Origin of the sequence: Myxococcus stipitatus DSM 14675, assembly GCF_000331735.1 — a bacterium.
GTDB lineage: Bacteria > Myxococcota > Myxococcia > Myxococcales > Myxococcaceae > Myxococcus > Myxococcus stipitatus.
The window spans coordinates 5,895,053-5,921,781 of sequence record NC_020126.1 but is presented as its reverse complement, the minus strand read 5'-3'; the positions used below and the strand labels follow the sequence as shown (position 1 = coordinate 5,921,781).

General features: G+C 68.8%; 23 protein-coding genes. 14 read left to right on the top strand and 9 right to left on the bottom strand.

Going from position 1 to position 26,729, the window contains the following annotated elements:
* The first annotated feature begins 33 nt into the window (after positions 1 to 33).
* The 6 genes from selA (at position 34) to MYSTI_RS22710 (ending at position 7,970) form a co-directional block, all read left to right on the top strand.
* Positions 34 to 1,431: an L-seryl-tRNA(Sec) selenium transferase gene (gene selA / locus MYSTI_RS22735; RefSeq protein WP_015350139.1), complete on the top strand. Its 1,398-nt coding sequence runs from the start codon at positions 34 to 36 to the stop codon at positions 1,429 to 1,431.
* Entirely contained in the window at positions 1,428 to 2,021 is a 594-nt protein-coding gene (locus MYSTI_RS22730) for an HNH endonuclease (protein ID WP_015350138.1), read from the top strand. Before selA ends, MYSTI_RS22730 begins: the two co-directional genes overlap by 4 nt.
* Before the next feature lie 1,945 nt (positions 2,022 to 3,966).
* Positions 3,967 to 4,920 carry a P-loop NTPase gene (locus MYSTI_RS22725; RefSeq protein ID WP_044281164.1) on the top strand — a complete coding sequence of 318 codons (954 nt, stop codon included), beginning with the start codon at positions 3,967 to 3,969 and terminating at the stop codon, positions 4,918 to 4,920.
* The gene (locus MYSTI_RS22720) at positions 4,917 to 6,521 is read left to right on the top strand and encodes a helix-turn-helix domain-containing protein (RefSeq protein WP_015350135.1); all 1,605 of its coding nucleotides are present in this window, start codon (positions 4,917 to 4,919) and stop codon (positions 6,519 to 6,521) included. The genes MYSTI_RS22725 and MYSTI_RS22720 overlap by 4 nt, the downstream gene beginning before the upstream one ends.
* 84 nt (positions 6,522 to 6,605) lie before the next feature.
* Positions 6,606 to 6,869: a gliding motility complex assembly protein RomX gene (locus MYSTI_RS22715; RefSeq protein WP_015350134.1), complete on the top strand. Its 264-nt coding sequence runs from the start codon at positions 6,606 to 6,608 to the stop codon at positions 6,867 to 6,869.
* Between the two features lie 9 nt (positions 6,870 to 6,878).
* Positions 6,879 to 7,970: an RluA family pseudouridine synthase gene (locus MYSTI_RS22710; protein ID WP_015350133.1), complete on the top strand. Its 1,092-nt coding sequence runs from the start codon at positions 6,879 to 6,881 to the stop codon at positions 7,968 to 7,970.
* Between the two features lie 136 nt (positions 7,971 to 8,106).
* On the opposite strand, the gene MYSTI_RS22705 is transcribed toward MYSTI_RS22710, so the two are convergent.
* Together MYSTI_RS22705 and MYSTI_RS22700 are read right to left on the bottom strand one after the other, a co-directional pair.
* Positions 8,107 to 9,417, bottom strand: coding sequence for an HD-GYP domain-containing protein (locus MYSTI_RS22705; protein ID WP_015350132.1), 1,311 nt, complete (start codon positions 9,415 to 9,417; stop codon positions 8,107 to 8,109).
* 3 nt (positions 9,418 to 9,420) lie between these two features.
* The gene (locus MYSTI_RS22700) at positions 9,421 to 11,184 is read right to left on the bottom strand and encodes a HEAT repeat domain-containing protein (RefSeq protein WP_015350131.1); all 1,764 of its coding nucleotides are present in this window, start codon (positions 11,182 to 11,184) and stop codon (positions 9,421 to 9,423) included.
* 178 nt (positions 11,185 to 11,362) lie between these two features.
* On the opposite strand from MYSTI_RS22700, the gene MYSTI_RS22695 reads away from it, so the two are divergent.
* On the top strand, positions 11,363 to 11,692 hold the full coding sequence (locus tag MYSTI_RS22695) for a hypothetical protein (RefSeq protein WP_015350130.1): 330 nt from the start codon (positions 11,363 to 11,365) through the stop codon (positions 11,690 to 11,692).
* A 110-nt stretch (positions 11,693 to 11,802) separates the two neighbouring features.
* Here the strand turns inward: MYSTI_RS22695 and MYSTI_RS22690 are convergent, their stop codons facing one another.
* The 7 genes from MYSTI_RS22690 to MYSTI_RS22660 form a co-directional block, all read right to left on the bottom strand.
* Complete coding sequence (locus MYSTI_RS22690) at positions 11,803 to 14,262, bottom strand: OPT family oligopeptide transporter (protein ID WP_015350129.1); 2,460 nt, start codon at positions 14,260 to 14,262, stop codon at positions 11,803 to 11,805.
* Between the two features lie 161 nt (positions 14,263 to 14,423).
* Entirely contained in the window at positions 14,424 to 15,311 is an 888-nt protein-coding gene (locus MYSTI_RS22685) for an RNA polymerase factor sigma-32 (protein WP_015350128.1), read from the bottom strand.
* 491 nt (positions 15,312 to 15,802) lie between these two features.
* The gene (locus tag MYSTI_RS22680; RefSeq protein WP_015350127.1) at positions 15,803 to 17,836 is read right to left on the bottom strand and encodes a transglutaminase TgpA family protein; all 2,034 of its coding nucleotides are present in this window, start codon (positions 17,834 to 17,836) and stop codon (positions 15,803 to 15,805) included.
* A complete protein-coding gene (locus MYSTI_RS22675) occupies positions 17,833 to 18,807 on the bottom strand; it encodes a DUF58 domain-containing protein (RefSeq protein ID WP_015350126.1) in 975 nt (324 codons plus the stop codon). The genes MYSTI_RS22680 and MYSTI_RS22675 overlap by 4 nt, the downstream gene beginning before the upstream one ends.
* On the bottom strand, positions 18,804 to 19,787 hold the full coding sequence (locus tag MYSTI_RS22670) for an AAA family ATPase (RefSeq protein WP_015350125.1): 984 nt from the start codon (positions 19,785 to 19,787) through the stop codon (positions 18,804 to 18,806). Before MYSTI_RS22670 ends, MYSTI_RS22675 begins: the two co-directional genes overlap by 4 nt.
* Before the next feature lie 85 nt (positions 19,788 to 19,872).
* Positions 19,873 to 20,193 (bottom strand): STAS domain-containing protein, encoded by a 321-nt coding sequence (locus MYSTI_RS22665; RefSeq protein ID WP_015350124.1) that lies wholly within the window; start codon positions 20,191 to 20,193, stop codon positions 19,873 to 19,875.
* Between the two features lie 225 nt (positions 20,194 to 20,418).
* Complete coding sequence (locus tag MYSTI_RS22660; RefSeq protein WP_015350123.1) at positions 20,419 to 21,156, bottom strand: lytic transglycosylase domain-containing protein; 738 nt, start codon at positions 21,154 to 21,156, stop codon at positions 20,419 to 20,421.
* 294 nt (positions 21,157 to 21,450) lie between these two features.
* Between MYSTI_RS22660 and MYSTI_RS22655 the strand changes: the two genes are divergently transcribed.
* The 7 genes from MYSTI_RS22655 to MYSTI_RS22625 all read left to right on the top strand — a co-directional run bounded on the left by MYSTI_RS22655 (position 21,451) and on the right by MYSTI_RS22625 (position 26,720).
* Entirely contained in the window at positions 21,451 to 21,609 is a 159-nt protein-coding gene (locus MYSTI_RS22655) for a lmo0937 family membrane protein (RefSeq protein WP_144370132.1), read from the top strand.
* Positions 21,606 to 22,172 (top strand): hypothetical protein, encoded by a 567-nt coding sequence (locus MYSTI_RS22650; protein WP_015350121.1) that lies wholly within the window; start codon positions 21,606 to 21,608, stop codon positions 22,170 to 22,172. The genes MYSTI_RS22655 and MYSTI_RS22650 overlap by 4 nt, the downstream gene beginning before the upstream one ends.
* A 51-nt stretch (positions 22,173 to 22,223) precedes the next feature.
* Positions 22,224 to 23,303: a HupE/UreJ family protein gene (locus MYSTI_RS22645; protein WP_015350120.1), complete on the top strand. Its 1,080-nt coding sequence runs from the start codon at positions 22,224 to 22,226 to the stop codon at positions 23,301 to 23,303.
* Positions 23,304 to 23,361: 58 nt separating this feature from the next.
* On the top strand, positions 23,362 to 23,835 hold the full coding sequence (locus tag MYSTI_RS22640; protein WP_015350119.1) for a hypothetical protein: 474 nt from the start codon (positions 23,362 to 23,364) through the stop codon (positions 23,833 to 23,835).
* Positions 23,836 to 23,900: 65 nt separating this feature from the next.
* The gene (locus tag MYSTI_RS22635; protein WP_015350118.1) at positions 23,901 to 24,671 is read left to right on the top strand and encodes a hypothetical protein; all 771 of its coding nucleotides are present in this window, start codon (positions 23,901 to 23,903) and stop codon (positions 24,669 to 24,671) included.
* A gap of 147 nt (positions 24,672 to 24,818) precedes the next feature.
* Entirely contained in the window at positions 24,819 to 25,493 is a 675-nt protein-coding gene (gene rplC / locus MYSTI_RS22630; RefSeq protein ID WP_015350117.1) for a 50S ribosomal protein L3, read from the top strand.
* 402 nt (positions 25,494 to 25,895) lie between these two features.
* Positions 25,896 to 26,720: an outer membrane beta-barrel domain-containing protein gene (locus MYSTI_RS22625; protein WP_015350116.1), complete on the top strand. Its 825-nt coding sequence runs from the start codon at positions 25,896 to 25,898 to the stop codon at positions 26,718 to 26,720.
* Positions 26,721 to 26,729 lie beyond the last annotated feature (9 nt).

Here is a 26,729-nt window from a genome sequence, read left to right as displayed (position 1 = left end):
ATATCAGGGGGCGGGTCTCCTAGACTCGCCGGCGTGGGCCCACCGTCGAACAACGTAGACGGCGGGAAGAACGCGCTGCTGCGCGCACTCCCCTCCATCGAGCAGCTCCTGCGGCGGCCGTCGCTGGAGCCGCTTCTCGCGGGCGTCCCGCGGGCCCGAGCGGTCTCCGCGCTCCGGCTGGCGGTGGACCGGGTGCGCGCCCGCTTGCTCGAAGGGGACGCTCGCTCCTTCGAGGACTCGGACGTCGGGGAGGCCCTGCGCACGTTGGCGACGCCCGGGCTTCGCTCGGTGCTGAACGCCACGGGGGTGGTGCTGCACACCAACCTGGGGCGTGCGCCGCTGGCGCCGGAGGCGATGGCTCGGGTGGTGGAGGTGGCTCGGGGCTACTCCAACCTCGAGTACGACCTGGACGAAGGGGAGCGCGGCAGCAGGTATGCCCCCCTGGTGGATTTGCTGCGGCGGCTCACGGGCGCGGAGGACGCGCTGGTCGTCAACAACTGCGCCGGGGCCGTGTTGCTGGTGCTGGCCGCGTTGGCGTCGGGGCGCGAGTGTGTCGTCTCGCGCGGAGAGCTGGTGGAGATTGGCGGGGGCTTCCGGGTGCCGGACGTCATGCGCCAGTCGGGAGCGAAGCTGGTGGAGGTGGGCACCACCAACCGCACGCGGCTCGCGGACTATGCGGGAGTGATTGGCGCGGACACGGGGCTGCTCGTGAAGGTGCACCGCTCCAACTTCGCGGTGGTGGGATTCACGGAGGAAGCCAGCGTGGCGGAGTTGGCCGGGCTGGGGTTGAAGCGAGGGGTGCCGGTGTTCCAGGACCTGGGCTCGGGGGCGCTGGTGCCGCTGACGGGCGAGGGACTGGGGGATGAGCCCACGGTGCGCCAGGTGGTGGCGGCCGGGGCGGACGTGGTGGCCTTCTCCGGGGACAAGCTCCTGGGAGGCCCTCAAGCGGGAGTGGTGGTGGGGCGCGCGGCGCTGGTGTCGCGCATCAAGGCGCATCCGTTCATGCGGGCGCTGCGAGTCGACAAGATGACAGTGGCCGCGCTGGAGGCCACGTTGGAGCTGTATCGGGATGGCAGGCCAGACGCCGTCCCCACGTACAGGCTGCTCGTCCAGACGCCAGAGGAGCTGCGCGCTCGCGCGCGGCGGCTCCAGGGCTTGTTGACCGAGCAGGGTGTGAGTGCCCGAGTGGACGGGGTGGTGGGACAGGTGGGCGGGGGCTCCATGCCGCTGGCCCGATTGCCTTCCTTCGCGTGCATCCTCAACGTAGGTGCGCCGGAAGTATTCCTCGAACGCCTGCGCGGCGGAGGAACGCCGGTTATTGGCAGGATAGCGGATGGCGAGGTGGTTCTCGACGTCCGGTGTCTCGCGGAGGAGGAGCTCAGGTCGGTCGCCGAAGCGGTGGCGGCCGCAAGTCCCGGGAAACCACCATGATCAACAGCGCCGTCCTCGTCCTCAACCGGTATTACCAACCGGTGCACGTCACGTCGGTGAAGCGGGCTTTCTCGCTGCTGTATCAGGGCGTCGCCAAGGCCATCGACGCGCAGTACCGGCTCTATGAGTTCGACGATTGGGCGGCGCTGAGCGCCACCAATGACTGCATCACCACCATCAACCGGACCATCCGCGTTCCCCGGGTGCTGGTGCTCAGCGCGTATGACCATCTCCCCAGGGGACGGGTGCGCTTCTCCCGGCTCAACATCTACGCGCGCGACGCGGACACCTGTCAGTACTGCGGGAAGAACCTGCCGCGCAGCGAGCTGAACCTGGACCATGTGATGCCTCGCACGCAGGGGGGCAAGACGACGTGGGAGAACGTCGTGTGCTCCTGTGTCCCGTGCAACCTGAAGAAGGGGGGCCGCACGCCGGAGCAGGCCGACATGAGGCTGCTCAAGAAGCCCGTGAGGCCTCGCTGGACGCCGCTGTTCCGAGGCGCCACGCGCAAGGTGACGTATCAGGAGTGGTTGCCCTTCCTGCACCTGGCGGACGCGTCGTACTGGAACGTGGAATTGCTGGACGAGTAGGGCGCGGAGCCTCACTGCCGGAGTCATGACACCCGACGCGTGGCCGCCAGGCGCGCCACCGGGTCCTTCCGTCGTGCGCGACGAGCACACGCGCTGACTCGTGGCCGGTCTGCCCCTCCCCCGGATGGATAAGGCACCGGTCCGGCAGGGAGACTCCACATGAATGCGTACCGCTGGCTGATGCTGGTGGGCATGGCCATGGCTTTGTCCGTGGCGGGCTGTACCGAGAACGACGGGCCGCCGCGCAAGCCCGAGGGGCCTGGCGTAGACGCGGGGACCTCTCCTCCCGATGGGGGGCCGGGCTCGCAATGTCTCGACGTCGGAGTGGCCTGCAGTCGCACCGGCGGCGCCTCCTGTTGCACGGGGGCCTGCACGGAAGCGGGGACGTGTCCTGTCTCCAGCGAGCAGTGCATCCCCGCGGGCGAGTCCTGCACCAGCGGCATCGACTGCTGCACCCAGAGTTGTCTGGGCGGCACGTGCTCCTCGCTCCAATGTCTGGACGTGGGCGGTGCCTGCTCCAAGGCGGAGGAGTGCTGCACGAAGCTGTGCGGTGGTGACGGCAAGTGCGCGGTGCTTCCCGCGGGAACCTCGTCGTGCAAGGTGCCCGGACAGGCATGTGCTTCCGGCGCGGAGTGCTGCTCCACCAACTGCCAGGCGGGCATCTGCAAGCCCGCGTATTCCTGCCAGGCCAATGATGATTTGTGCCTGCGCAACGAGGACTGCTGCGGCGGCGTGTGCTCGCAGGATGGCACGGGTACTCCGGGGCGATGCGTGGCCGTGGGCGGTGGTGGTGCTGGCAATTGCGTCCAGGACGGCAATCCTTGTGCGAGCGACAGCAACTGCTGCACGCGCACCTGCGTGGACCTGGGCTATGGCGCCACGGTGTGTCAGCCCGTGAGCGGCTGCCGCCCCACGGGGGATTACTGCTCCAGTGATGGCGCGTGCTGCGGCGGCGAGAAGGTGGCCAACGCGGTGGACTGTCGCGAGAACCGCTGTGACAAGCCCAATGGCTGCAACCCGGTGGGCAACATCTGTGGAGATGGCATGTTGCCCGACGGCGGTGTCATCGACGTCAACGCTCGCCAGGCCTGCTGTGATGGACAGAAGGCGGTGTGCAAGGTGGACTCGTCGGGGGTGCCTCGGTGCTTCGGCGGCTGCCCCGGCGGGACGTGCCCGGCGCAATGCCCCACGGGCTACACCGGTGAGGAAGGGTGCTGCATCGCGGAGGGCACGACGTGCCAGTTCAGCGACCAGTGCTGCGGCGGCAACCTGTGTCTGCCCGGAGATGGGGGCTTCACCTGTCAGCACCCGACCGCCTGCGAGCCCGTGGGCACGCAGTGCGACCCGGAGCAGCCCCGGTGCTGCGCGGGCACGCAGTGTCTCGCGGTGGGAGAGCTGACCTTCGCGTGTGTCGTCAGGCCGGGGACGCCGGATGGTGGCGTCGGGGGCTCGGATGGCGGCACCGATACGGGCTCCGGTGGTTCCGACGCGGGCCCGGTCTGTGTTCCCAACGGGCGGTCCTGTAGTTCTGGGACGTCGTGTTGCTCTGGAGTTTGTTCGGGAGGGAGCTGCCAGGCGCCGCAGTCGTGTCAGCCGCAGGGGAGTGTGTGCACATCCGCGGCGGATTGTTGCATCGGGTTGAGCTGCAACATCCCGGGAGGAAGTACGTCTGGAACGTGCCTGTCGGGAGCGACTTGCTCGGCGATGGGGCAGGCGTGCTCGCCGGCGGTCCGATGCTGCGGTGACAGCCGGTGTGAGACGGAGGCCGGCGCGGCGTGTGACGGCAGCCAGTCCTGCGCGTGTGTGGGGATTATCGGCTGACCGGCCGCGGATTGGCGGGGAGTCGACTCGGGCAGTAGGACGGGCTTTGATGCGACTGCCCATGTCCAAGCCGACGCGAACGCCCCAGGCAGATGCCCGTGCCCTGGGAACCACTCCTGAGCCAGTGGTCCCAGGGCCTCCAGGGTTGGGCCGCCGCGCAAGACCCCGCCGCATCATCGCGGTGGGGGGCGGCAAGGGGGGCATCGGCAAGTCGATGGTGTCCGCCAATCTGGGCGTCGCGCTGGCTCAGTCCGGAGCGAACGTGTTGTTGGTGGACGCGGACCTGGGCGGTGCGAACCTGCACACCTGCCTGGGCGTGGGACAGCCGGAGGCGACGCTGTCCGACTTCCTGCGGCGCAACAAGGCTCGGTTGGAGGATGTGATTGTCCCCACGGGCGTGCCGCGCCTGTCGCTCATCGCCGGCGCGCAGGATGCGCTGGACGCCGCGAACCTCAAGTACGCCCAGAAGCAGAAGCTGCTGAAGACGTTGATGGGCGCGTCCGCCGACTACCTCATCCTGGACCTGGGCGCGGGGACGAGCTTCAACACCATCGACTTCTTCATCATGGCGGACCACGGGCTCCTGGTGGTGCTGCCCGAGCCCACGTCGGTGGAGAACGCGTACCGCTTCGCGAAGGCGGCCTTCTTCCGCAGGCTCCAGCAGATGGAGGCGGAGTATGGCCTCCAGGACATGGTGGACAGCGCGCTCACGACGCGGGAGGGCTCGCTGCGCACGCTGCACGATGTGCTCGAGCAGGTGCGGCGGAAGGACCCAGTGGGTGCGCAGCGACTCGAAGGAGCGCTGGCTGCTTTCCGCATCCGGTTGGTGGTGAACCAGGCTCGGACGGACGCGGACCTGAACGTGGGAGCAGCCGTCGCGGCGGCGTGGAAGAAGTTCTTTGGGATCGACATGGATGACCTGGGGGCCATCCGGTATGACGATGAGGCGTGGCGCGCGGTGCGTAAGCGGCGCCCCGTGTTGATTGAACGGCCCGACTCCCCGGCCGCCACCGCCATTCAGCGCATCGCCTCGCGCTTGCTCGCACTCGACGGAATACCCGACCCCTCTTCCCCATGAAGCCCTTCGCGCAGCAGACCTATTACGAACTCCTGGAGGTCCCAGTCACCGCTCAGATGGAGGAGATCCGCGCCGCATATGCGCGGCTGATGGAGCTGTATGCTCCAGACTCCATCGCGGTGTATGCGCTGGTGGAGTCGGATCAGGTGGATGCGCTCCGCGCCCGGATGACCGAGGCGATGGAAATCCTCACGGACAGCGACCTGCGCGTCGAGTACGACAAGGACCTGGGAATCGCGCCGAGCCCCACGGCCCGCGCGGCCGAGGCCCTGGCGAGCGCGGCGGGGGCCTCCGAGGTCTCGGCGAAGGAAGCGAAGAAGGCCGCCGAAGCGCCCGTGTTGACCGGGCCCGAGGCGTTCCGCGCGAGCTTCGTCAGCGGCTATTCGCTGTCGTACGTGACCAGCTCCCTGCAGGTCGCGCCGCTTGGCGGAGGGCTCGTGGATGTGCCGGCCGCGCTGGTGCGGCCCGAGGCGTCCCCCGTGGCCAAGGCTCCGAGTGAGCCGAGCCCCGAGGTGACGACGCCGGCCGAGGCTCCCTCGAAGCGCGAGGCGCCCGTCGAAGCGCCTCCCGTGGAGTCCGCCGCCGCGAGTGATGTGGTGGCGGAGGGGAAGGCCAGTGCGCCCCTTGCGACCGAGGCGCCCAAGTCATCGGGCGTGGTGGCGGGGAAGGACAGTGCCCCCCTCACGACCGAGGGGGCGAAGTCGTCGGACGAGGTGGCGGAGGGGAAGAGCAGAGAGCCCCTTGCGACCGAGGCGCCCAGGTCATCGGGCGTGGTGGCGGGGAAGGGCAGTGCCCCCCTCGCGACCGAGCTGGCGAAGCCGTCGGACGCGGTGACGGAGGGGAAGGGGAGTGAGGCTCCCGCCGCCGAAGTGCCGAAGTCGTTGGACGTGGCGACGGAGGGGAAGGGCAGTGCGCCCCTCGCGACGGAGCCGGCGAAGTCGTCGGACGTGGCGTCGGTGAGCGCGACCCCCGCGGAAACGGCGGTCGCGAGTCCCACGGGCGCCGCGCCCTCGAGCCAGGTCGCCGAGACGCCGAAGTCCCCGGAGGCCGCGCCGACCAGCGCCACCCCTTCGTCCCCCATTGTCGAGAGCCCCGCCGCGCCCGTGGTCGCAGAAGCGCAGAAGCCCTCGGTGGCGGCGAGCCCCTCCACCGCCAGCGCCGCGCGTGGGCCCGCGCCCACGGAGCCCTCCACGTCCATCGTCGTCGCCTCGACGCCAGAGCGCGGTTCGAGCACCGCCGCTCAAGCGCGTTCGGGTGAGGCAGGTCTCTCCTCGGCGGAGCCCGCGACGGGGCAGGTCGCGGCGCGGACACGTGACGTTCGTCCCCGCCTCCCGGACATTCCCTCCGACGCCGAGTTCAATGGCGAGCTGCTGCGCCGGGTCCGCGAAGCCCGGGGCTACACGCTGCATCAGGTGGCCGACCGGACCCGTATCTCATCGCGTCATCTGGAGAACGTCGAAGCGGACCGCTACACGGCGCTCCCCGCGCAGGTCTACTTGCGCGGCATCCTCATGAACCTGGCGCGAGAGCTGGGGCTGGATCCGCTCCGGGTGTCCAAGAGCTATCTGGCCTTGGCTTCTGAGAAGTCAGGCAAGCGCTAAAGGCGCCCCGGCGGGCTGTCGGCCGACGCTCACACCACAAGGAAAGTTGACTCCCCTCCGAGCGGTGCCTATGTAGGGAGGACGATGACGGACGAGGAAAAGATCAAGGCGATGCGGCTCGCCCGTGCGATTGCCTCGGATATCTCGCTCTACAACGAGCAGAAGATCATCAAGGGCATCGAGCAGGACAACCTCTTCGAGGTCCTCAAGGAGGAACTCGAGGAGGGCCGTGAGCTCTACAAGAGCCGCGTCAGCCAGGAAGTCTACACGACGGCGAACTTCTTCGAGCGCGCCGTCAACGACATCGTGTTGCGCTCCAAGGCGCACGTGAAGTCGAAGATCTGGTAGTCCGCCCACGTGGCAGCGCCCGACACCCGAGAGCATCGCGCCCCGCCGGAAGCCCGCGGTGAGCGCATCGACCAGTATCTCGCAGGCGTCTTCACCGACCTGACGCGTTCCCGCATTCGCGGCCTCATCGACGATGGGCATGTGCTCGTCGACGGCAGGTCCGTGAAGGCGGCCATGCGCGTGCGCGGTGGAGAATCCCTCACCCTCCATGTCCCTGCGCCTGTGGCCGCTGTTCCGGTGGCCGAGGAGCTTCCGCTCGCCGTGCTCCACGAGGACAAGGACCTCGTGGTCGTGGACAAGGCGGCGGGCATGGTGGTGCACCCAGGCGCGGGTCATGCGTCGGGGACGCTGGTCAACGCCCTGTTGCACCGGGTGAAGGACCTGGCGGGGGTCGGCGGAGAGCTTCGCCCCGGCATCGTCCATCGGCTGGACAAGGACACCACGGGCTGTCTCGTGGTGGCGAAGAACGAGCAGGCCCTCGTCGCGCTCCAGAAGTCCTTCAAGGGTCGCGAGGTGACCAAGACGTACCTCGCCGTGGTTCATGGCTCGCCTCCGGCGGAAGGGCGCATCGAGACGCTCTATGGCCGCCACCCCGTGCACCGCCAGCGCTTCACCGGCAAGGTGCGCGAGGGCAAGCCCGCCATCACGCTCTTCCGTGTGCTCGAGTCCTTCGACGGCGCCGCGCTGGTGGAGGTGGACCTGCTCACGGGCCGCACGCACCAGATTCGCGTGCACCTGGCTGAGTCGGGTCATCCGTTGCTGGGCGACACGCTCTACGGGGTGGGCCGAAAGCCCAAGGGCGAGGCGGGCGCCGCACAGGAGCGATTGGGACGGCAGGCCCTGCATGCGTGGCGTCTGGCGTTCGCGCATCCGCGCACGGGCAAGCACCTCGCGCTGGAAGCCCCTGTGCCCGACGACTTCAACGCCGCGCTCGCGTTGCTGCGAGGCCCCGATGCCCTGTCCGTGACACCGCCGACGGCTCCCGCGAGGAAGAAGGCCGCTGGGAAGAAGGCTTCCGCGAAGAAGCCCGTCTCGAAGAAGGCCGCCGCGAAGAAGGCTTCCGCGAAGAAGCCCGTCTCGAAGAAGGCCGCTTCGGAGTAGAGGCCGCAAGTGAAAGAGCGGCCTTGGACGAAGAGGGCGCAGCGAAGGCGCCGCCTTGGAAGTAGAGGCCGCTACGGCGAAGGCTCGGCCTCGGGAGTAGTGGCCGGCGCGAAGGCGCGGCCCTCCGCGAGGATGGCTATAGCCCGGAAACGCTGAGTGACTGCTGTCGCTTGGACAGCACCTTGATGGGCTGGATGGCCATGACACGCATGAAGACCTCGAGCAGCTCGGGGTCGAACTTGTTGCGCATCTCCGTCCACATCAGCATCAGCGCCACTTCCGGACCGTAGGCGTCACGGTACGGCCGCTTGGACGTGAGCGCGTCGTACGCGTCACAGATGGCGATGACCTTCGCGTACACCCCCAGGTTCGTCTTGGGGATGATCATCTGGATGTTGCCGCGAGAGTCGCGCACGGCGGTACCGAAGTCCGTCTTGTGCTCGAAGGTCGTCACCACGCGCAGCAGGGTGGAGCGGCTGAAGCCCTTCTCCATGAGGATGTTCCGTACGGAGATGAGCGGCGCGCGCTGCACCGCCACGCGCTCCTCCGGCGTCAGCGCCCCACGCTTGGTGGCCAGCTCCTCCGGCAGCGTCGTCATGCCCGCGTCGTGGAAGAGGGCGATGTAGCCCAGGTCCCGAAGCTGCGGCTTCGTCAGCCCCAGCTCCGCGCCGAAGACGATGCACATCAGGGCGACGTTGACCTGGTGGTAGACGAGGTAGTCGTCCTCGCGCCGCATCGTCGTCATGCCCAGGAAGTGCGTGCGCTGCTCGTAGCTGATGTCCACGAAGTCCTGGACCAGCCGCAGCGCCTTGGAGGCGTTGATGGGCTTCCCGGCGCGCACCGACTCCAGGTACTTCGTAAGGAAGAAGACCGAGCGGGCGTAGATGGTCATCGCGTACTTCTTGCGATCCACCTTGAGGTCGCCCGGGTCGTTCATGTCCTTGTCCAACTTCTCCTTGAGCTTGGAGAACTTGGCCACGCGCATGTTGAGCAGCTTGCGACCCGCCAGCCCGTCTTCTTCGGTGGTCGTCGACTGTTCCTTGCTGAAGATCCAGACGAAGTTCTTCAGCTCCGGCACCGTCACTGGCTTGGTGAGCGTGAAGCCGCCCACGTCCTTGGCGCGCATCTCCGTCAGGAGGTAGCGCTGGTTCTCGATGGAGTTCAGGTCCACCTTCACCAGCATGCTGTTCAGGTAGAAGGAGTCCTTGACGCCCACCAGCTCCAGTCGACCTTCCTTGCCGATGATTTGATTGATGATGTCCTGGAGCTGGTGCAGCGGCTTCTGGAAGACGGCGTTCTCCGGGTCATACATCTTCACGGAGCGCACCAGCATGTAGAGGCCGGCCACCATGGAGCGCGAGAGCGCTTGCAGCTTCTCGTTGTGCTCTCGCCCGAACTCGTTGGTGTTCTCGTCCTGGCTCTGGGTGACCTTCAGGTTGTCGGCCATGGACTACGCCTCCTCGGGGAGCGCCGAATCGCCGAACAGCGTCTTGCGCGTCTGGTACATCGCCTTGCGCGCCGCGGTGAGCAGGTCCACTGGCTGGGTGCGGTCCTCGATGAGGACCTGCAACATCTTGTAGCTCTGGATGGAGCACGCGCCGGCCAGGCCCGCGACGGCCAGCAGCTTGTCATCCAGCACCCGCTTCCGGTTGAGCAGGGACGGCTTCACCGTCAGCAGTTGCTGCATGTGTGAGAGCGCCCCGGGAGTCCCGGTGGCGCCCACCGCCGTGTAGAACGCCGCGCGCTCATCGGGCGTGCGCTTCTCGAAGCCCGGCTCGCGGACGATTCGCATCAGGTCCGAGAAGGCCTTGTCCCGGTCGAACTCCGGCAGCAGCCGAGCCGCCAGCATGCGCACCTGGGAGACGGTATCCGTCAGGGCCTCGGTGACGAGCCGGCGCGCTTCGCCCGTACGCCCGCGGCCGATGATGCCCAGCACCTCCAGCTTCACGACGAGGTTGGGGCTCTTGAGCACCTGGCCGAACATCTTGATGCGCTCGGGGTGGTTGCTCTTCTCGAGCACGTACACCATGTCGCGCACTGTCTGTGGACGCTCCGACGTCAGCCTCGCCACGAAGGGCTCCGGCATGTCTCGCGCGAAGGTGGCCAGCACGTCGCACAAGAGCGCGCGGTTCTCGGGAATCTCGAGCGTCTCCAGCACGGTGAGCAGCGGGATGATGGAGTCCCGGCTCAGAGCCTGGAGATAGCGCGTCACGTCCGCGGGGTGCTTGGGCCGAGCCCCCTTGAGCGATTCGCCCAGGCGCATCAGTCGCTGCTCCTCGCCCATCCTGTGGAGGAAGGAGTCGAGCAGCTTGGAGAGCGACGCACCTGCCTCCTTCTGGGAGAGCGCGCGCAGCTTCAGGACAATCTGGTTGACGGTGCCGAAGTCGTCCTGGAGCAGGAGCATGTCCAGGAGCTGCACGAAGATCTCCTCGAGCAGCGTGCCGTCCTCCACGCCACCTTCCACCACCTGGAAGACGGCGCTCACCAGCTTGGGGAACAGCCGAGAGCCTTCCTCCTCCATCACCTCGCGCTGGAGCTTCGCCTTCAGCTCATCCGAGGCGTGGCGCCCGGAGACGACGAGGCCGCGAATCTGCTCCACGCCTTCCAGCTTCGAGTCCAGGTCCTCCGCGGACACACGCGCGAAGCGCAGGTAGTCATCCGAGTTCGTCTGCAGCCGCGAGTAGAGATAGCCGACCACCTTGTCGACCTCGACCTGCACCTCCTCCTCGCTGGCGTTGTCCATCGAGAAGCCTTCCACCACGACGTACTCGACGTGCTCCATGCCCGCGCGCCACAACTGGGCCAGCACGTCGTCGGCGCCGCGCTCGGGCTCCGACAGGGCGATGAGCGTCAAGGTCACCAGTTCCTCCACCGTGAGGCCGGTGCGGAAGATGAGCTGGCGGATGCCGTCGCGGTAGAACTTGTAGGGGAGCGGCGTGTCCTCGGAGAAGAGCGTCTCGCCGTGGAGCATCAGGTTCTGCTGCTCCACCTTCAGCGACAGGGGGCCGAACTTCTCCGTGAACTGGGCGATGGACTCCAGGGCCTTGCCGAGGAACTCCGGGAAGCGCGCTTCGTTGTGGCGGTACATGCCAATCTGCTTGATGCCCTTGAGCAGATGGAAGGCGAACGTGCGCGCCATCTCCACCTTCTCGCGGACCTCCGGAGACTGCTCCGCCTCCGTGCTCGCATCCTGGGTCTTTTGGGGCTGGGCCATGCGTTTGCAACACTCCGCTCGGGCGGTAGCACCAGCCTACCGCGATTTCCTCTCGCACCCCAGCCGGTGACACGTGGAACTCCGCGCGCTTGGAGGACCTGGGGCCAGCACGACACGGTCGTCCAGGATTTCCCAGGTATGTTTCACGGGCTGGTGTATCGCGAGGAGCGTGGAGCCCATGCTGCGAGTCATGGCCTGTGGGATGTTGGTGGTGGGGTTGTCGGGGTGCTTTCGGACGAGTGTGAGGACAGGGGCCCCCCGGGATGGCCTGCCCGAGACTCGCACCGGGATGAGCCTGTTCTTCGGGCTGACGACGCCCCATGTGACGGCATCCGAGTGCCGCCACGGTGTCTCCCGGGTGGACGTGTTCTCGCCGTGGTGGGGGGCGCTCGTCACCGTGGCGACGGTGGGCCTCGTCATGCCGCTGCGCACCGAGTACGTGTGCGCGGAGATGCCGCGTGGCGTCAGCCCGGAGCAGCAGGTGCCCGCTTCCATTGCCCCGCTCTGAGCGGGCGGCGTTGCGGGTGGAAGAACAGCGAGGCGGCGGGGTTGCCCCACGCCGCCTCGATGACATCCAGGTGAGAACGGCGCCCCTGGGGAGCGCCGTCCGGTGTCGCGTTACTTCCCGTGGGGCGTCGACGGCGCGGCGCTCTGTCCCTTGAGCGCGGAGCGCAGCAGGAACAGGGTGATGCCCGCGAAGAAGAGCAGACCCCAGATGTTGGACCAGACCGGGTGCGCCAGCTCGCTCTCGCCCACCGTGTTCAAGAAGCCGCCGATGACTCCCTCGTGACCCAGCAGCGCCGGCAGGTTGATGGCGCGAGAGCCGGCGCCGTCCGTGACGATTTCGAGGAAGGCGATGAGCACGCCCGCGATGGAGCCGCCGGCGATGTAGCCGGAGGACAGCAGGGTGCCCGGCGAGAAGTCGGACTCGCCGCCGCGCACGCGGTCGACGAAGTAGCGCACCATGCCGCCCACGAAGAGCGGCGCGCTGCTGCTGATGGGCAGGTACACGCCCACCGCGAAGGGCAGCGAGGACACGCCGCACAGCTCCAGCATCAGCGCGATGAACACGCCCAGGAGCACCAGGTCCCAGGGCAGCCGCTGCGTGAGGATGCCGTCGATGATGAGCGAGAAGAGCTGCGCCTTGGGCGCCGCGTAGCGCGTGAGCGCCTGGCCCTCGTAGGTGCTGATGCGGCCGCCGATGCCCGGGTCCACGACGTACTGGATGCTGCCCGCGTCATCGACCAGGTACTTGCCCGCGGGCACCGGGGTGTCCGCGCCGCGCACGAAGCCTTCCTTGAAGGTGCGCTCCGGGCCCTGCGTCACGCCGCCCAGGTCCGCGACCTTCACCTGCGAGCCGCCCGTGGGGCTCAACGTCACCGCGCCCACGTCCTGCGCGCTCACCTGCCGCCAGCTGCGCAGCTCCATCGCGCCGCCGTTCGAGGCCAGGTCATAACCCTGGGCCCACGCTGCCTTGCGCAGCGCCGCTTCGTCCAGGCCGCGAGAAGCCAGCGCGTCCGCGGACACCGCCCACGGGAAGGTGTACTGGGTGCGCGTCTCCTGCGTCATCTCCGTCACCGTCACGCCGGGGTGCGGCTCCGGAATCGTCACGGTGGCGCCACGGTTGAGCGTCACCAGCACCAGGCCGATGAACATGGCGCTGGTGAGCACGCCCACGAAGAGGGCGATCTGCTGGCGCTTGGGAGTACCGCCGACGATGAAGGCGGTCTTCAGGTCCTGAGCGGTGGTGCCACCGTTGGACGCGGCGATGCCGACGATGGCCGCCGTGGTGAGGGCCATGAAGCGGTCCTCGGAGCTCGTCCAGCCCATCAGCAGGTACACGAGGCAGGTGACCAGCAGCGTCGCCACCACCATGCCGGAGATGGGGTTGGAGGAACTGCCAATCTCACCCGTGATGCGCGCGCTCACCGTCACGAAGAAGAAGCCGAAGACGATGATGAGCAGGGCCGACATGAAGTTGACCTGCAGCGGCGGGGCCAGCCAGATGGCCAGCACCAGCAGCGCGCTGCCCACCAGCACCACGGTGATGGGGAGGTCCTGGTCGGTGCGTAGCATCTGCGGAACACCGCCGTGCGCGCGCGAGGCCTTGAGCGACTCCACGCCCCGCTTGAAGGCGCCGATGATGGTGGGTAGCGAGCGGATCAGGCTGATGAGGCCGCCCGTCGCCACCGCGCCCGCGCCGATGTACAGCACGTAGGCGTTGCGAATCTGGTCCGGCGACATGTCCCGGATGAGCGTCCCGGTGTGGACCAGGAGCGGCTTGTCCAGCCCGCTGCCGAAGAAGGAGATGGCGGGGATGAGGATGAGGTAGCTCAGCACACCCCCGGCGAAGGTGATGGCGGCCACGCGCGGGCCGATGATGTAGCCCACGCCGAGCAGCTCCGGGCTCACCTCGGTCGACAGGGTGGCGCTCTTGAGGCCCTTGAGCGGCGTGCTCAGCACCTCGCGGAACAGCTTCATGCCGGAGTAGGCGAACTTGTAGATGCCGCCCACCAGGAAGCCGATGATGACGGTGCGCGCGTTGGTGCCGCCCTCCTGGCCCGCGATGAGCACGTCCGCGCTGGCGGTGCCTTCGGGGTAGGGGAGCTTGCCGTGCTCCTGGACGATGAGGCCCTGGCGCAGCGGAATCATCATCAGCACGCCCAGCACGCCGCCCAGCGCGGCCGTGAGGAACGCGTGCGTCAGGCTGATGTCGTAGCCCAGCAGCAGCAGCGCCGGGAGCGCGGCCGCCACACCGAAGGCCAGCGACTCACCCGCCGAGCCCGTCGTCTGGACGATGGTGTTCTCCAGGATGTTGGACTTGCCCATCGCCCGGAAGATGGCGATGGAGAGCACCGCCACCGGGATGGACGCGGACACCGTGAGGCCCACCTTGATGGCCAGGTACACGGACGACGCCGCGAACACGATGCCCAGCACGGAGCCCAACAACAGGGCCCGGAGGGTCATCTCCGTGGGAGACTGGGTCGGGGGAATGAACGGTGTGTACAGAGGGGACTCGGGCGATTGCGCGAGCGGGACACGCTCGTCGACGACCGGCGGGGTACCGTGGGCCAAGCGAAAGGCTCCTTAGGTGGGACGTGGGCCCCTTCTAGCAGGGCCCCGCCCGCCAGCGAAGCCAAGCTCCTCAAATGACAAGCGCCTTGCCCCGCGAAGGGCAAGGTCGCTCGAGGGGCCCTCCCCACGGCGGAGGGCCGACTTGCCGCGTCACATGGGCCCTACTGCTGCAGGGACGCCGCCTCCGGGTCCACCTCCGCCATCAGCGCCGCCAGCTCCGCCTTCAGCTTGTCCTTGGCGCGAATCTCCAGCTGACGGGCCCGTTCCCGGGAGAACCCGAAATGCTCGCCCAGCTCCTTGAGCGTCATGGGTCGCTCGTTCATGACCCGCTGCTCGATGATGAAGCGCTCGCGAGGGTCCAGGCGCATCAGCGCGGTGCGGACGCGGGCGTTGATGAGGCCCGCCTCTTCCTTGTCGGCGAACTCATCGTCCTGGGGCGCGGCGGCGCTGACCACGAAGTCCACGTGGCTGTTGCCGCCGTCCTCACCCATGGGCGCGTCCAGGGACAAGTCCCGGCCGCCCATGCGCTGCTCCATCTCCCGCACCTCGCCTGGCTTCACGTGCAGCCGGCGAGCAATCTCCTCCACGTTGACGACGGCCTCGCCGTTGCCGAACTTCTCCAGCTCGCGCCGGGTGCGCGCCAGGCTGAAGAACAGCTTTCGCTGCGCTTGCGTGGTGCCGAGCTTCACGAGCGACCAGCTCTTGAGGATGTAGTTCTGGATGTATGCGCGAATCCACCAGACCGCGTACGAGATGAGGCGGATGCCCTTGTCCGGGTCGAACTTCTGCACCGCCTTCATCAGGCCGATGTTTCCCTCCTGGATGAGGTCCGACATCTTGATGCCGTAGGAGCGGTACTCGTAGGCGACCTTCACGACGAAGCGAAGGTTGGAGGTGACGAGCCGGTGGCCCGCGGCCAGCTCTCCTCGGATGAAGGTGCGCGCCAGCGCCTGCTCTTCCTCCACGGTGAGGAGGTTGTAGTGGTTGATCTCCGAGAGGTACATCGCCAGGGAGCCAGAGTTGGACGACTGCTCGGTGGACGCCTGCATGGATGGGTTCTCCCGACGTGGGGCCTCGCCGATGATGAGGCCGCTAGGTTTTCGGACCGCGTGATGACTGAACGGTGTCTGTCTGGAGCAACCGCGGTGCCAGGGCGGTGCTCCGCGCCTTCCCCAATGTCTGCGGGGGGTTGGCGTCGGCGGCGCTCATGTACAAAGAAGAAGGGCTGTAACCGTTACGGCCGGCATGGGAACTCGGCGCGACTTCGCGGCTGTAGAATGTGCCCGTCGATGCACGAGACGCCTCCAGGGAGGAGCGCCAAGGCGTGTTTCACCCTGGCACCGGGCGAGCGAGCGGCCCCCACTCAGCAGGCAAGGGAGCCTCTGGCGAGAGGACCTCGAGGGCCGCATCCACCTTCCCGTGAAGGAACCGCTAACGACGCCGCTGGATGCTGTCCGGGGGCTTTTTTCGCGCGCGAGGGGACGCCCGGAGAGCAGGCGACCTCAGGCGTGCGAGACGTTCACCCAGGAGCCCGCGTCGCTCAGGATGCGCGCGAGGCCCGGGCCGTCAGCCGCGTGTGCTGCGTGACGGCTTCCTCGAGCGTGCGCAGCAACTGCCTCGCCTCACCCTGACGCAAGGGACGGCCGCCGAAGCGGGCCTCCAGGTAGCGGCGGGTGACAGGGGAGAGCGCGCCGGTGAGCGGATGGTGCTCTCGCGCGAGCCTCGCATCGAGCTCCTCGAGCGTCTCCTCCGTGCGGCGTGAGACCTCCGCCGAGGCGAGCACGGCCTCCACCGCGTCCACGAAGCGCGTGGCGTCGAGCGGCCGCGGCCGCCCCGCGAGGCGGGTCACCGCCCTCCACGCGACATAGACGACCAGGCCGGCCACCAGCGCGGCGCCCCAGGCGCGGGGGGGAGGCAGGCGGCGCTGCTCGGCCTTCTCGGATCCCTTGGGCGGGCGCACCAGGGCGCGCGCGACATCGACCTGGTCTCGGAAGGAGTAGTCGACCACGGAGTTGCGCCATCGCGACTCCAGGGCTTCGTACAGCGCGAGCAGCTGCTGCACCCACTTCGAGCCCTGGCTGGGGCGGTGCGCCGGAGGCGTCGCATCCACGGTGACGAAGCCGCGCTCGGGCACCAGCACGTGGGTCCACGCGTGGGCGTCGCCCGCACGGAGGATGTACGCGTCATTCACCCGCTCACCGCCGAAGAAGCCGGTGGCCAGCCGCGCGCGGATGCCCTGCGTGCGCAGCATCAACGTGAGCGCGGTGGCGAAGTGCTCGCAGTGGCCGGCCTTGCGCTCGAAGAGGAAGTCCGCGAGCGGGTCGTCATGGTCTCCGCTCAGCTCCAGCGTGTAGGTGAACTCGCGTTGGAGCCAGGCGGCCAGCTTCTGCGCGGCGGCCAGGGGCTCGCGCTCGCCGTTGAGGATGCGCGCCGCGGTCTGGGAGACGCGAGGGTCCAAGGCCTCCGGCAGCGCGAGCAGCGCGTCCTGCTCCACCGAGGGCAGCCGCCGGAACGAGTCCCCGCTGCCTCCGGGCGGAAGGCTGTAGGCCTCATAGGAATAGGAGAGCCCGGGCTCCGCGAAGCGCGCCTCGCCGCCATACATCTCTTGAAGGGGCGCGCGGCGGCTGCCGGTGGTGCTGTTGGCCACCGCGTTGCCCAGCCTCGACGGGGTCTCGAGGGCGATGAGCGTCTGGCCTCCATAGGCGGGCAACAGCTCCACGCGCTGGTGGACCAGGTTGTCGCCACCGGGGCGCAGCGTCAGCAGCGGCTCGCGCATGCGCTTCACGCCGCCCGCGCTCGTCCACTCCTGTCCGTCGAAGATGTCGTAGGTGCGGCCAATCCAGTAGGCGCCCAGGGCGTCCCCGCCCGGGTCCGGGTTCAGCGTGGCGCGCAGGACGACGCGCGGGTTGCCCTTGATGGTCCCCGTACCACCCAGGCGCACGGTGTTGGAGAAGCCCGTGGTCGCGGGCCCCAACCCCGGCGCCGCGCGAGGCCCCGTCATGTTCCAGTTGAGCCGGGGGAAGAGGATGAAGAAGGCCATGGCCCCGGCCACGGCGAAGCCCACGCCCACGGACAGCGGCGGCATCACCGCGCGCACCGGGAGCGGCTCGCCCTCTGGAACGGCGGCCTCCACCACGCCCAGCGCCAGCGAGAGGCTGGCCAGCACGCCGAACGCGATGAGGAACAGGCCGTACACGAGCTCGCCCGACAGCGCCGCGCCGCCCGCGACCATCAGCAGCCCGGACAGGTGCACCTGTCCGTCCGTGGCCGGGTCGGGGGCGGACAACAACCGGTGCGCGGAGATGAGCCCCGCGAAGGCACACGCCGCCACCACCAGGTTGAGGGTGCCCGAGGTGACGTTCAGGACGAGCACGGCCGCGACCCCCAGCAGCAGGAGCGCGGTGAGCTTCGCGCGGCGGGCGAACAGGCGCTTGCCCGCGAGCGCCGCCACCAGCCCCACGCAGTAGAGGCCCAACGTCCACAGCGGCAGTTGGCCCGACACCGCCATGGACGCGAAGGCGCATCCGGAGGCCAGGTCCCTGAGCACCAGCCGCAGCCGCGCGCCTTGCCTCATGCCGCCTCCTCGTCCTTCTCCGCGCGCTCGCCCTCGAAGCCCAGCCACGCCAGGGCGCGGAGGATGCGCCGCTCCTGTGCGTTGCCTGCGCCGGAGCGGATCCTCCGCTCGCCCGTGTCGAGGCCCACCTCATGTCCCTCGCCCAGCAGCCGGTGGGACAGGGCCGCCACCTCCTCGCAGCGCCGCTCCAAGGCGTCGCCCTCGAGGCCCGGCTCCACCACCAGCATCCAGGTGCGGCGCTCCTCGCGCTCGCGCTCCACGCGCAGCAGCTTTCCCACCGACGCGCTCTTGAGCCAGTGGATGCGCCGGGCGTCTTCTCCCTCGGCGAGCTCCCTCAAGCCCGTCACGTCACCGCTGCCGTCATTGCGGCGGGGATTGCCCGCCTCCCCGACGGGGCCTCGCTCCGCGTCGCCCGGGTCCTGACAGGCGTAACCGCGCCGGGGATAGACGAGCAGCAGCCCGTCCACGGGCAACATCCGCGTCTTGGCGAACAACCCCAGCGGCCACGTCGTCGTCACCCGCACGCCCGTCAGGCGCACGGGGCCTCGCCGGGTCGCGGTGAGGTTGGCCCGCACGACGTGCTCCACGCCCGCGGGCAGGTAGCCCACGCCACCGCCCCCCGCGAGGGGCGCGCCTTCCTCCGAGAGCGTGAGGGCGAAGGCGTGGCCCTGCTTGCGGGAGACCGCCCAGCGGAAGGCGAAGGGCTCACCGGCGAAGGCTTCATCCGTGCCCACGCGCCGCACGGACAAGTCCCGGAGACACCGCTCCGAGAGGACTCCCGACACCACCACCATGCTCAGCAGCAGGCCGAGCAGCAGATAGAGCAGGTTGTTGCCGGTGTTGAGCGCGCCCAGGCCCACGCCGAAGGTCACCACCAGATAGGTGCGGCCGATGCGCGTCACCTTCAGGGTGCGCGGCGGGGTGAGCCAGGCGCGAAGCCGCGCCCAGCGCTGCTGCTGCTTCCGCTTCACCGGGGCGCCGGAACCTTTCGGACCAGCTCCTCCAGCAGGTGCGCCGCTTCATCGCGTGCGGTCACGCCCTGCACGGCGCTTCGGAGCAGCACGCGGTGGGCCCAACAGGGCACCAGCACCGCCCGCACATCTCCAGGCGTCACGAAGTCGCGCGCCTCCCACAGCGACTGGGCCCGAGCCGCCGCCCCCAGGGCCAGCACCGCGCGCGTGGATGCCCCGCGCTCGATGTCGCCGTGCTCGCGGGTGGCCCTGGCCAGCCGCACCACATAGTCGGCCACCGCGGGGTCCAGCCGCTGCTCCGCCGCGAGCGCGCGCAGCTGGGCCACCTCCTCGGGGCTCGACACCGTCTTCACGGCGTCCAGCGCGGGGGCGCCTCCTCGCGTGGCCAGGAGCCGGGCCTCCACCTCGGGGGCGGGGTGCCCCAGGGACATGCGCACCATGAAGCGGTCCAGCTGCGAGTCCGGCAGCGGGTAGGTGCCGGAGAAGTCCACGGGGTTCTGCGTGGCCACGACGGTGAAGGGCGCGGGCAGCGCGTGGGTGGTGCCGTCCAGCGACACCTGGCCCTGGGCCATGGCCTCCAGCAGCGCGGATTGGGTGCGGGGCGGAGCGCGGTTCAGCTCATCCGCCAGCACGAGCTGACGGAAGAGGGGGCCGGGGCGGAACTGGAAGGTGGCCGTCTGGGCCTGGAATATCTGGGCGCCCAGGATGTCGGCCGGCATCAGGTCCGCGGTGAACTGGATGCGCGCGAAGCTCAGCCCGCATGAGCGGGCCAGGGCCTCCGCCAGCGTCGTCTTGCCGACACCCGGCACGTCCTCCAGGAGGAGGTGGCCGCCGGAGACCACACACGTCGTCACCAGCCGCGCCTGGGCTTCCTTGCCCTGGACGGCCCGCCCCAACTCGGCGGCGATGCGGTCCATCGTCGTGTGCGCTGTAGCGGGGGAGGGGGCTGCGGCGGCGAGGACGCGGGCGGGCTGATTCATCTGCCGGCACTCTATCCGACTCCCCAGGGAGCCGGCACACCCAACTCCCGGGTGTCCGGCTCAGGACGCCCGCTCCCTCCGCTGCTCAGAGGGTGAGGATGTCCTCCGGGGTGTAGTACGGCTGACTGCTCGCCGCGCCGGTGGTGACACCGAAGTAGCGGAACATCCGCTCATGGTGGGCGGCCAGGCCGCGCAGCGTCACGGAGTGCTCCATGCTCCGCGTCAACACCCCCACCGCGCTGTCCTTGAACTCGCGCAGGTGGGTGAAGTCGAGCACCACGGGTTGACCCCGCAAGGCTTCCAACGACGTCTGCACCTGCAGGGCCGTCTTGCCGTCCAATATCCCCTCCAGCCGCAAGGTGACCTGTCCTGCGAGGTCCTCGCGGTGGATCTCCAATCCCGCCATCGTCGTGCTCTCCCGTGGCTGACGTGTCCGCGCCGTGCCTTGGACGCGGGCCAGGCGGTAGGAGCACGTTTCGGACCAGCTTCGCGGTTGTGGAAACCATGGAATGTCCATGGCCTGCGCGAGCCGGGCGCGAACAGTGCACTGGGAGGGACAGGAATTTCAGCCTCCACGCGGCAACAACTGCACGACTGTCATGTGACAGGCGCCGCGGTTGTCACCCATCCATCAACCCTCGCGCCCCGCCGTCTTGGGTGCCTCCAGCGTGGTGAGCTCCCGCACCTGCTGTGCCTTCAGCTTGCGGAACTCCTTCACCACCTTGGTGGGATAGCCCGCCATGAACCTCGTGCGGGACTCCTTCTTCGAGAGGATCTTCTGCGCCTGGGTGGGGCCCGCGTTGTAGGCGACCAGGGCCTTCTCCACGGTGCCGAAGCGCTCGATGAGCTCCGCCAGATAGGCCGTCCCCAGGGCCACGTTGGTTTCCGCGTCGAACAGGTTCGTCTTCCGACCCAGCCGGAAGCCGGCCTTGTCCGCAAGCCACGTCCCCGTGTCTGGCATCACCTGCATCAAGCCCATCGCGCCCACATGGGACACCGCATAGTTGTTGAAGGAGCTCTCACAGCGGATGACGGCGATGACCAGCATCGGGTCCACGCCGTTGTTCTGCGCTTCGCGGACGATGGCCACCGCCAGGCGGCGCTGCTGATGTTCGGGCAGCCCGGAGGCCCTCACCTGCGCCGCCACCCCCAGCCGCTCCGCCTCTTCATAGGCGGCCTCATCCTCATAGGCCTGGAGCCGGGTGAGCGCCACGCTCAGCTCCGCCTCCGCCTGCTCCAACCGGACGCGAAGCTGCGTCATCTCCGCGGGCTCCCCCAGGGGCTCCACCGGTACCTGCACCGGGAAGGCACCAGCCCCACCACTCACGAGCATCGCCGCCGCAGCCACCGCCACCGTCAAGCCCCTCATCCCGCCCTCCTGGCACCCCGTGCCGCCACGCCCATGCCGCCGGGTGTTCATCCGGCTCCAACGGGAGGGCACTCAAGCAGACGGCATGCCAGTTTCTCCGCGGGTGTGCGGGGCGTGCATCTCCTTGGATCCACGGCGGCGACGGCTTCCCCTCGCGCCGAGCGGCCTCTCACCGGCCGGAAAAAATGCCCGGAAGTGGGAAGCGGACTTCCTGTGAAAAACACCGGGTTGCCGGTGGGAAGCCACGTTCCTAGTTTGGGGCGGTTCCACCAGGGGCGAGGGGAGGTGGGTCGCGTGTATTGGACGATGGGGATGATCCTGCTGGTGTTGTGGTGCCTGGGACTGACGGCGGGTTCCACCGAAGGCAACTGGGTTCACCTGTTCCTGCTCTTCGCGCTGGGGGCCTTCGTGCTGGGCGTGATGTCGCGGGGGCGGCGGACGGCGGTGACATGAGGGCTCGAGGGTTGGAGGCGGAGGGCGTGGACCTGCCCCGGGACACGGCGGGCTTCACGCGCCGTGAGTGCCCCGGCTGCCTGCGTCCCTTCAAGACACGACCGGGCCCGCACGACGCCCGCGCGCTGCTCCACAAGCTGCAAGCCTTCTTCTCGCTGGAGAACGCACACGAGGGCGAGGAGGGGTTGCCCGTCTGGCGCTGTCCCTACTGCGGCCACCGCGCGGGCGCCGATGCGTTCCTCACGCCCGCGCAGCAGACGCATCTGGAGTCCGTGGCGCGCGCGTGGGGCAACCACGTCCGCTACGAGCAGCTCTCACACGTCACCCGCACCTTGTCGCTCAATCCCAGGCCGACGTTCGTCGCGGTGGCGCCGGAGTCGATGCCCGGGCCCATGGACCCGGAGCCCGACGAGCTCCTTCGCGTGATTCCCATGCTCTGCTGTGGCGAGGACGTGAAGATGCTCTGGGATTGGGACCAGCTCATCTTCTGTCCTCGCTGCGGCGCGAGACATGGCGGCCTGAGCGGACGGCAGCAGGTCCACCTGGAGCTCATCCCGGAATAGTGCCCCCGGGGTGGACGCGGGCCCGCGAGGACGGCAGGCTCGCGCGCCATCATGACGAAGGTCTCCTGGAGCCGGCTGCTCGTGGGCTGGTTCGTGCTCGCCTCGAGCGTCGCCTCCGCGCACGACGCGGACATCCTCTACACGCAGGTGCGCCGCGCCGGACCCGGGGCGGCCGAGGTGCGGCAGGTCCTGACGCTGACGGCGGCCTCGCTGGGCCTGCTCGTCCCCGCGGACGCCGACGCGGACGGAGCCGTGTCCCAGGCGGACCTGGACCTGCGCCGCGCCGCGCTGGAGGTGGGCGTCTGGGATGCGATGCCGCTCACCGCGGGCGGTCAGCCTTGCACGCGCACGTCCCATGCGGCGCTCGTCCGGCAGACCTTCGTGGAGCTGTCGGCCACCTACGCCTGCCCGGAGGGGGCGCTGCGCCAGCGCTACCCCCTGCTGTCGGTGCTGCCGGAGGGCTATCGCGTCATCCTGGGCAGCGTGACGGAAGGGGAGTTCCCCGGCGCGCTCTTCGCGGATGCCGCGCAGCCGTCGCTGTCCATTCCAGGTCCAGGAGAGGCCGCCCCGTCGGCGGTGGAGGGCTTCGCGGGCTGGGTGGGGTTGGGAATGCGCCACATCTTCGAGGGCGTGGACCACCTGGCCTTCCTGCTGGCGGTGTTGCTCGTCGGCGGGGGGCTCAAGCGCGTGCTGCTCCTGGTGACCTCCTTCACGGTGGCGCACTCGCTCACGCTGGGGGCCACGGCGCTGGGGTGGCTGGTGCTGGACGCGGAGCGCACGCGCTGGGTGGAGGCCGCCATCGCCGCGTCCATCATCTACGTGGCGGTGGAGAACCTGGTGCTGCGCGAGCACCGCCACCGCGCGCTCATCACCTTCCTCTTCGGCCTGGTGCACGGCTTCGGCTTCGCGAGCGTGCTGGCGGGCTATGGCCTGGGGGACTCGGTGGCGAAGGGGCTGCTGGGCTTCAACCTGGGCGTGGAGCTGGGTCAGGCGCTCGTGGTCATCGTGTTGCTACCGCCACTGCGCATGCTTCAGCGCAGGCCCTCCGTGCACAGGGGGGTGGTGAGAGTGTTGTCCGTGTGCATCCTCGCTGCTGGTGGGTACTGGATGGTCGAGCGGGCACTCGGTTGAATCTGGCGGCACCCATCCCTACGTTGGGCTCGAAGAGGGTAGGGATCGGGGGACGTAGATGGGTGCGAGGCATACCCGGCTGGCCGCGGCACTGGCGGCCGCATGGGAGGCGGAGGTCGTCTCCGCCCGACGGATGACGATGCTCGCCGAGCGAATCATGGACGCGAGAGTCCGCGCGAGGCTCATGGTGCTCGCCGCGTTCTGCCGCGCGCACGCCTCGAGGCTGCTCGCGCGGCTGGCCGCGTTGGGACGAGGGCCGTTGCCGGTGCCTCCCGAGGAGATCGAGCTGGACGCGGACACGCTCCTGGAGCTGCGGCGGGAGGGCGCCTTCGCCCGTGCCTCCGCCGCGCGCTATGAGACGACCGCCGAGCTGGCCCGCCAGCAGGCGGACCTGTCCTCCGCCTGGGTCTGCGAGCTCAACCGCACCGAGGAGCAGGACCGTGCCCGGGAGCTGCTCGCCCTGGCCGAGGGGGCCCTGGCCTCGTCCACCATGGTCAGCGCTCCCGCCGCCGCCGCGCCCGCCGACCCCTGAAAACACGCGCCGGAGGCTTGCTCTCCCGGTGACAGTCCGGGCCGCTTGGGCGTACAAACCCGCCCATGGCGAAGGAGAGCTACGACGACCTCATCTTTCAGCTCGGCGACCTCGCCCGGGACAGGCTCCCGGGCAAGCCGAACTGCCCCCGCTCCATGGACCGCGTCTACAAGGCGGAGGAAGCGGTGGTGGCCCGGCGCGAGGAGCTGGCCGGGTTGGATCAGGAGATGAACGACGAGGACGCCGCCTATCAGCAGTTCCAGGACGAGCAGGCAGGGGAGAAGGTCGGCCTCTCCGCCACGGTCCGGAAGTGGAAGAAGGCGGTGGATGCCATCGACGGCAAGGTGAAGGACCTGCGCAAGACGCTCGCCAGCCGGCGCGCGGAGCTGCGCTACGCCCAGGATGGCCTCCTCAAGTTGGAGAAGAAGATCGAGGACATGGAGCTGACGCGGCAGGACCCCGCTCGCATCGACGTCGCGCGCACCAACCTCAAGAAGAACCGCCTGGCCCAGATGCGGCTGGGGCGGGAGGTGGAGGACCTGGAGGCCCGCCTGGCCACCGCCCTCACGCCCGAGCCCGGCCAGCCCGGCGCCCCCGGCATCCTGGCGCACAAGCGCATCCTGGAGATGGAGGACGAGGCCGAGGCCCGGCTGGCCGAGCATGATCAGCGCATGGCCGACCTGGATCAATCCATCGCCAACATGGAGGAACAGGTGAAGGCCGCCGAGGATTATCTGGATCAAGCGCTGTTCCTGCTGGGGGAGGACGTGTACTCTCAGCGCATCGCTGATGCGCAGCTCACGGCCTTCTACCCACGGCTTGATCGCGCACAGTGATGCGGCCTGCCGCCCGTAGTGCTTGACGTGATGGGCGTGTCTGCTACATTGCGCCGCTTCCTGGGGACCGCAGGGTAGTTCGCGGGCCAGATCATTGATTTTATTGGGTTTTTCCGCGCCTACGCGCGCTGGCAGTGTGAGGACGACGTGAAGGGTCTGATTGGCAAGAAAATCGGGATGACCCAGGTGTTCAATGACGAGGGCAACCTCGTTCCCGTGACGGTCATCGACGTGAGCACCTGCCAGGTCGTGGGCAAGCGTACCCCGGAGAAGGATTCGTACTCCGCGGTCACCCTGGGCTTTGGTGAGATTCGCGAGAAGATTCTGAACAAGTGCGAGCGGGGGTTCTTCAAGAAGAACAACGTCCCGTTCCGCCGCCACGTGAAGGAGTTCCGCGTCACGGTGGAGGAGTCCAGCTCCTTCAATGTGGGCGACGCCGTCAAGGCGGACCTGTTCTCCAAGGGCCAGCTCGTGGATGTCACGGGTGTGACCAAGGGTCGCGGCTTCTCCGGCGTCATGCGCCGCTGGAGCTTCAAGGGTTCGCAGACGAAGACGCACGGTACGCACGAGTATCAGCGTCACCCGGGCGCCATCGGTCAGCGTAAGACGCCGGGCCGTACCTACCCGAACAAGAAGATGCCGGGTCACTACGGCGTGGATCAGGTCACCACGCAGAACCTGACCGTCGTCGAGGTGGACACGGAGAAGGGTCTCGTCCTGGTCAAGGGCGCGGTCCCCGGCCACAACAACGGCATCGTGTTCCTGCGCCCCAGCATCAAGGTCGCGATGCGCGAGCAGCACAAGGCCGCCAAGCGCGCCTGATCCGCTGTCGAGAGGCTTCCTCCGGGAAGCCCTCTTGAGACGCCCCGCTTCCGGGCCCGATTCGTTCGGGCATCCGGGCGGGGCGTTTGCTTTTTGCGGGTCGAAGCTGGGCTGCCCGGGGGTGGGTAGGGGTGTGCCCAGGGTGGAGACGCCCTGAGGTGGGAGTCGCCAGCGCTGGGGCATCCCCGGTCCGGGAAACGTTGACCGGTGGGCGGGGCGAGGGCTTCTGGGGGGAAAAGAGTTCCGTCCCTGGGGCTCCGTGGCTTGTCGCGAGTGGAAGGCGTGCGCACATGGATTCGCCACGAAGGGACCTGCACGAGGGGTGAGGCGGGTGCCCGGGATGCGGGAGGCAGTTGACTCCCTCACACGGCGGACCCAGGTGCCTGGGGCCGGGCAGGAACCATGAACGCACGCACGCTTCGCGTTTTTGCTCCATTGATGGTGTGGCTGACGGCCGCGGGGGCTGCCGCGCAGGAGGCCGACGAGGCCGTCCTCGACAACGTCGTTGTCCGCAACCGGCTGTACGAGCCGGGCGGACATCTGGAAGTGTCGTTAGGGGTGGGGCTGCCGCTCCAGACGCACCTGACGGCGCACTACTTCTTCGACGCGGGGCTGGCCTACAACGTCTTCAACACGTTGGCCGTCGAGGCGCGGGTCGGCTACGCGGCCAGCCGTCACACGGGCCTGGCGCGCTCCATCTCCGAGAGCTTCCTGGCGCGCGAGGACAAGCGCGTCACCGACGAGCTGGAAGATCTCTGGCAGATGAACTTCCACGGCGTGGCGGGGATCCGCTGGGCGCCCATCTACGGGAAGCTCAGCCTGGTCTCTGATCTCCCCGCGCACTTCCAGGCCTACGTCTGGGCCGGCGGGGGCATGGGCAGCTTCAAGCGCAACTCCGTCATCCAGTGCTCGCAGGTGGTGAACCGCGAGCAGGGCGTCTGCGACAACCGCGGCGAGCTGGGAGACCGGGACTCCGCGTCGGAGGACTACTGGGTCCGGGAGACGCGCGTGGCGCCCATGGTGTCCGCGGCGGTGGGCTTCCGCTTCTTCATCCTCAACCGGCACGGCCTGCGGCTGGAGCTGCGCGACTGGGTGTTCAAGGACCAGTACCGGGTGAACCTGGTCCGCGAGGAGTGGGAGTCCGGCCGTGTGACGGGAGAGTCCGCGCGCAGCCCGGGGCTCACCCACCTGGTGCAGTTCGATCTTGGCTACACCTTCTCTTTCTAGGGCCCGCTC

What these genes read in the sequence shown, in the direction of transcription:
- MYSTI_RS22730 (WP_015350138.1), top strand. Translation starts at nt 1,428, where the DNA reads ATGATCAACAGCGCCGTCCTCGTCCTCAACCGGTATTACCAACCGGTG.
- MYSTI_RS22720 (WP_015350135.1), top strand. Translation starts at nt 4,917, where the DNA reads ATGAAGCCCTTCGCGCAGCAGACCTATTACGAACTCCTGGAGGTCCCA.
- MYSTI_RS22715 (WP_015350134.1), top strand. Translation starts at nt 6,606, where the DNA reads ATGACGGACGAGGAAAAGATCAAGGCGATGCGGCTCGCCCGTGCGATT.
- MYSTI_RS22705 (WP_015350132.1), bottom strand. Translation starts at nt 9,417, where the DNA reads ATGGCCGACAACCTGAAGGTCACCCAGAGCCAGGACGAGAACACCAAC.
- MYSTI_RS22700 (WP_015350131.1), bottom strand. Translation starts at nt 11,184, where the DNA reads ATGGCCCAGCCCCAAAAGACCCAGGATGCGAGCACGGAGGCGGAGCAG.
- MYSTI_RS22695 (WP_015350130.1), top strand. Translation starts at nt 11,363, where the DNA reads ATGCTGCGAGTCATGGCCTGTGGGATGTTGGTGGTGGGGTTGTCGGGG.
- MYSTI_RS22685 (WP_015350128.1), bottom strand. Translation starts at nt 15,311, where the DNA reads ATGCAGGCGTCCACCGAGCAGTCGTCCAACTCTGGCTCCCTGGCGATG.
- MYSTI_RS22680 (WP_015350127.1), bottom strand. Translation starts at nt 17,836, where the DNA reads ATGAGGCAAGGCGCGCGGCTGCGGCTGGTGCTCAGGGACCTGGCCTCC.
- MYSTI_RS22670 (WP_015350125.1), bottom strand. Translation starts at nt 19,787, where the DNA reads ATGAATCAGCCCGCCCGCGTCCTCGCCGCCGCAGCCCCCTCCCCCGCT.
- MYSTI_RS22665 (WP_015350124.1), bottom strand. Translation starts at nt 20,193, where the DNA reads ATGGCGGGATTGGAGATCCACCGCGAGGACCTCGCAGGACAGGTCACC.
- MYSTI_RS22660 (WP_015350123.1), bottom strand. Translation starts at nt 21,156, where the DNA reads ATGAGGGGCTTGACGGTGGCGGTGGCTGCGGCGGCGATGCTCGTGAGT.
- MYSTI_RS22650 (WP_015350121.1), top strand. Translation starts at nt 21,606, where the DNA reads ATGAGGGCTCGAGGGTTGGAGGCGGAGGGCGTGGACCTGCCCCGGGAC.
- MYSTI_RS22645 (WP_015350120.1), top strand. Translation starts at nt 22,224, where the DNA reads ATGACGAAGGTCTCCTGGAGCCGGCTGCTCGTGGGCTGGTTCGTGCTC.
- MYSTI_RS22640 (WP_015350119.1), top strand. Translation starts at nt 23,362, where the DNA reads ATGGGTGCGAGGCATACCCGGCTGGCCGCGGCACTGGCGGCCGCATGG.
- MYSTI_RS22635 (WP_015350118.1), top strand. Translation starts at nt 23,901, where the DNA reads ATGGCGAAGGAGAGCTACGACGACCTCATCTTTCAGCTCGGCGACCTC.
- MYSTI_RS22625 (WP_015350116.1), top strand. Translation starts at nt 25,896, where the DNA reads ATGAACGCACGCACGCTTCGCGTTTTTGCTCCATTGATGGTGTGGCTG.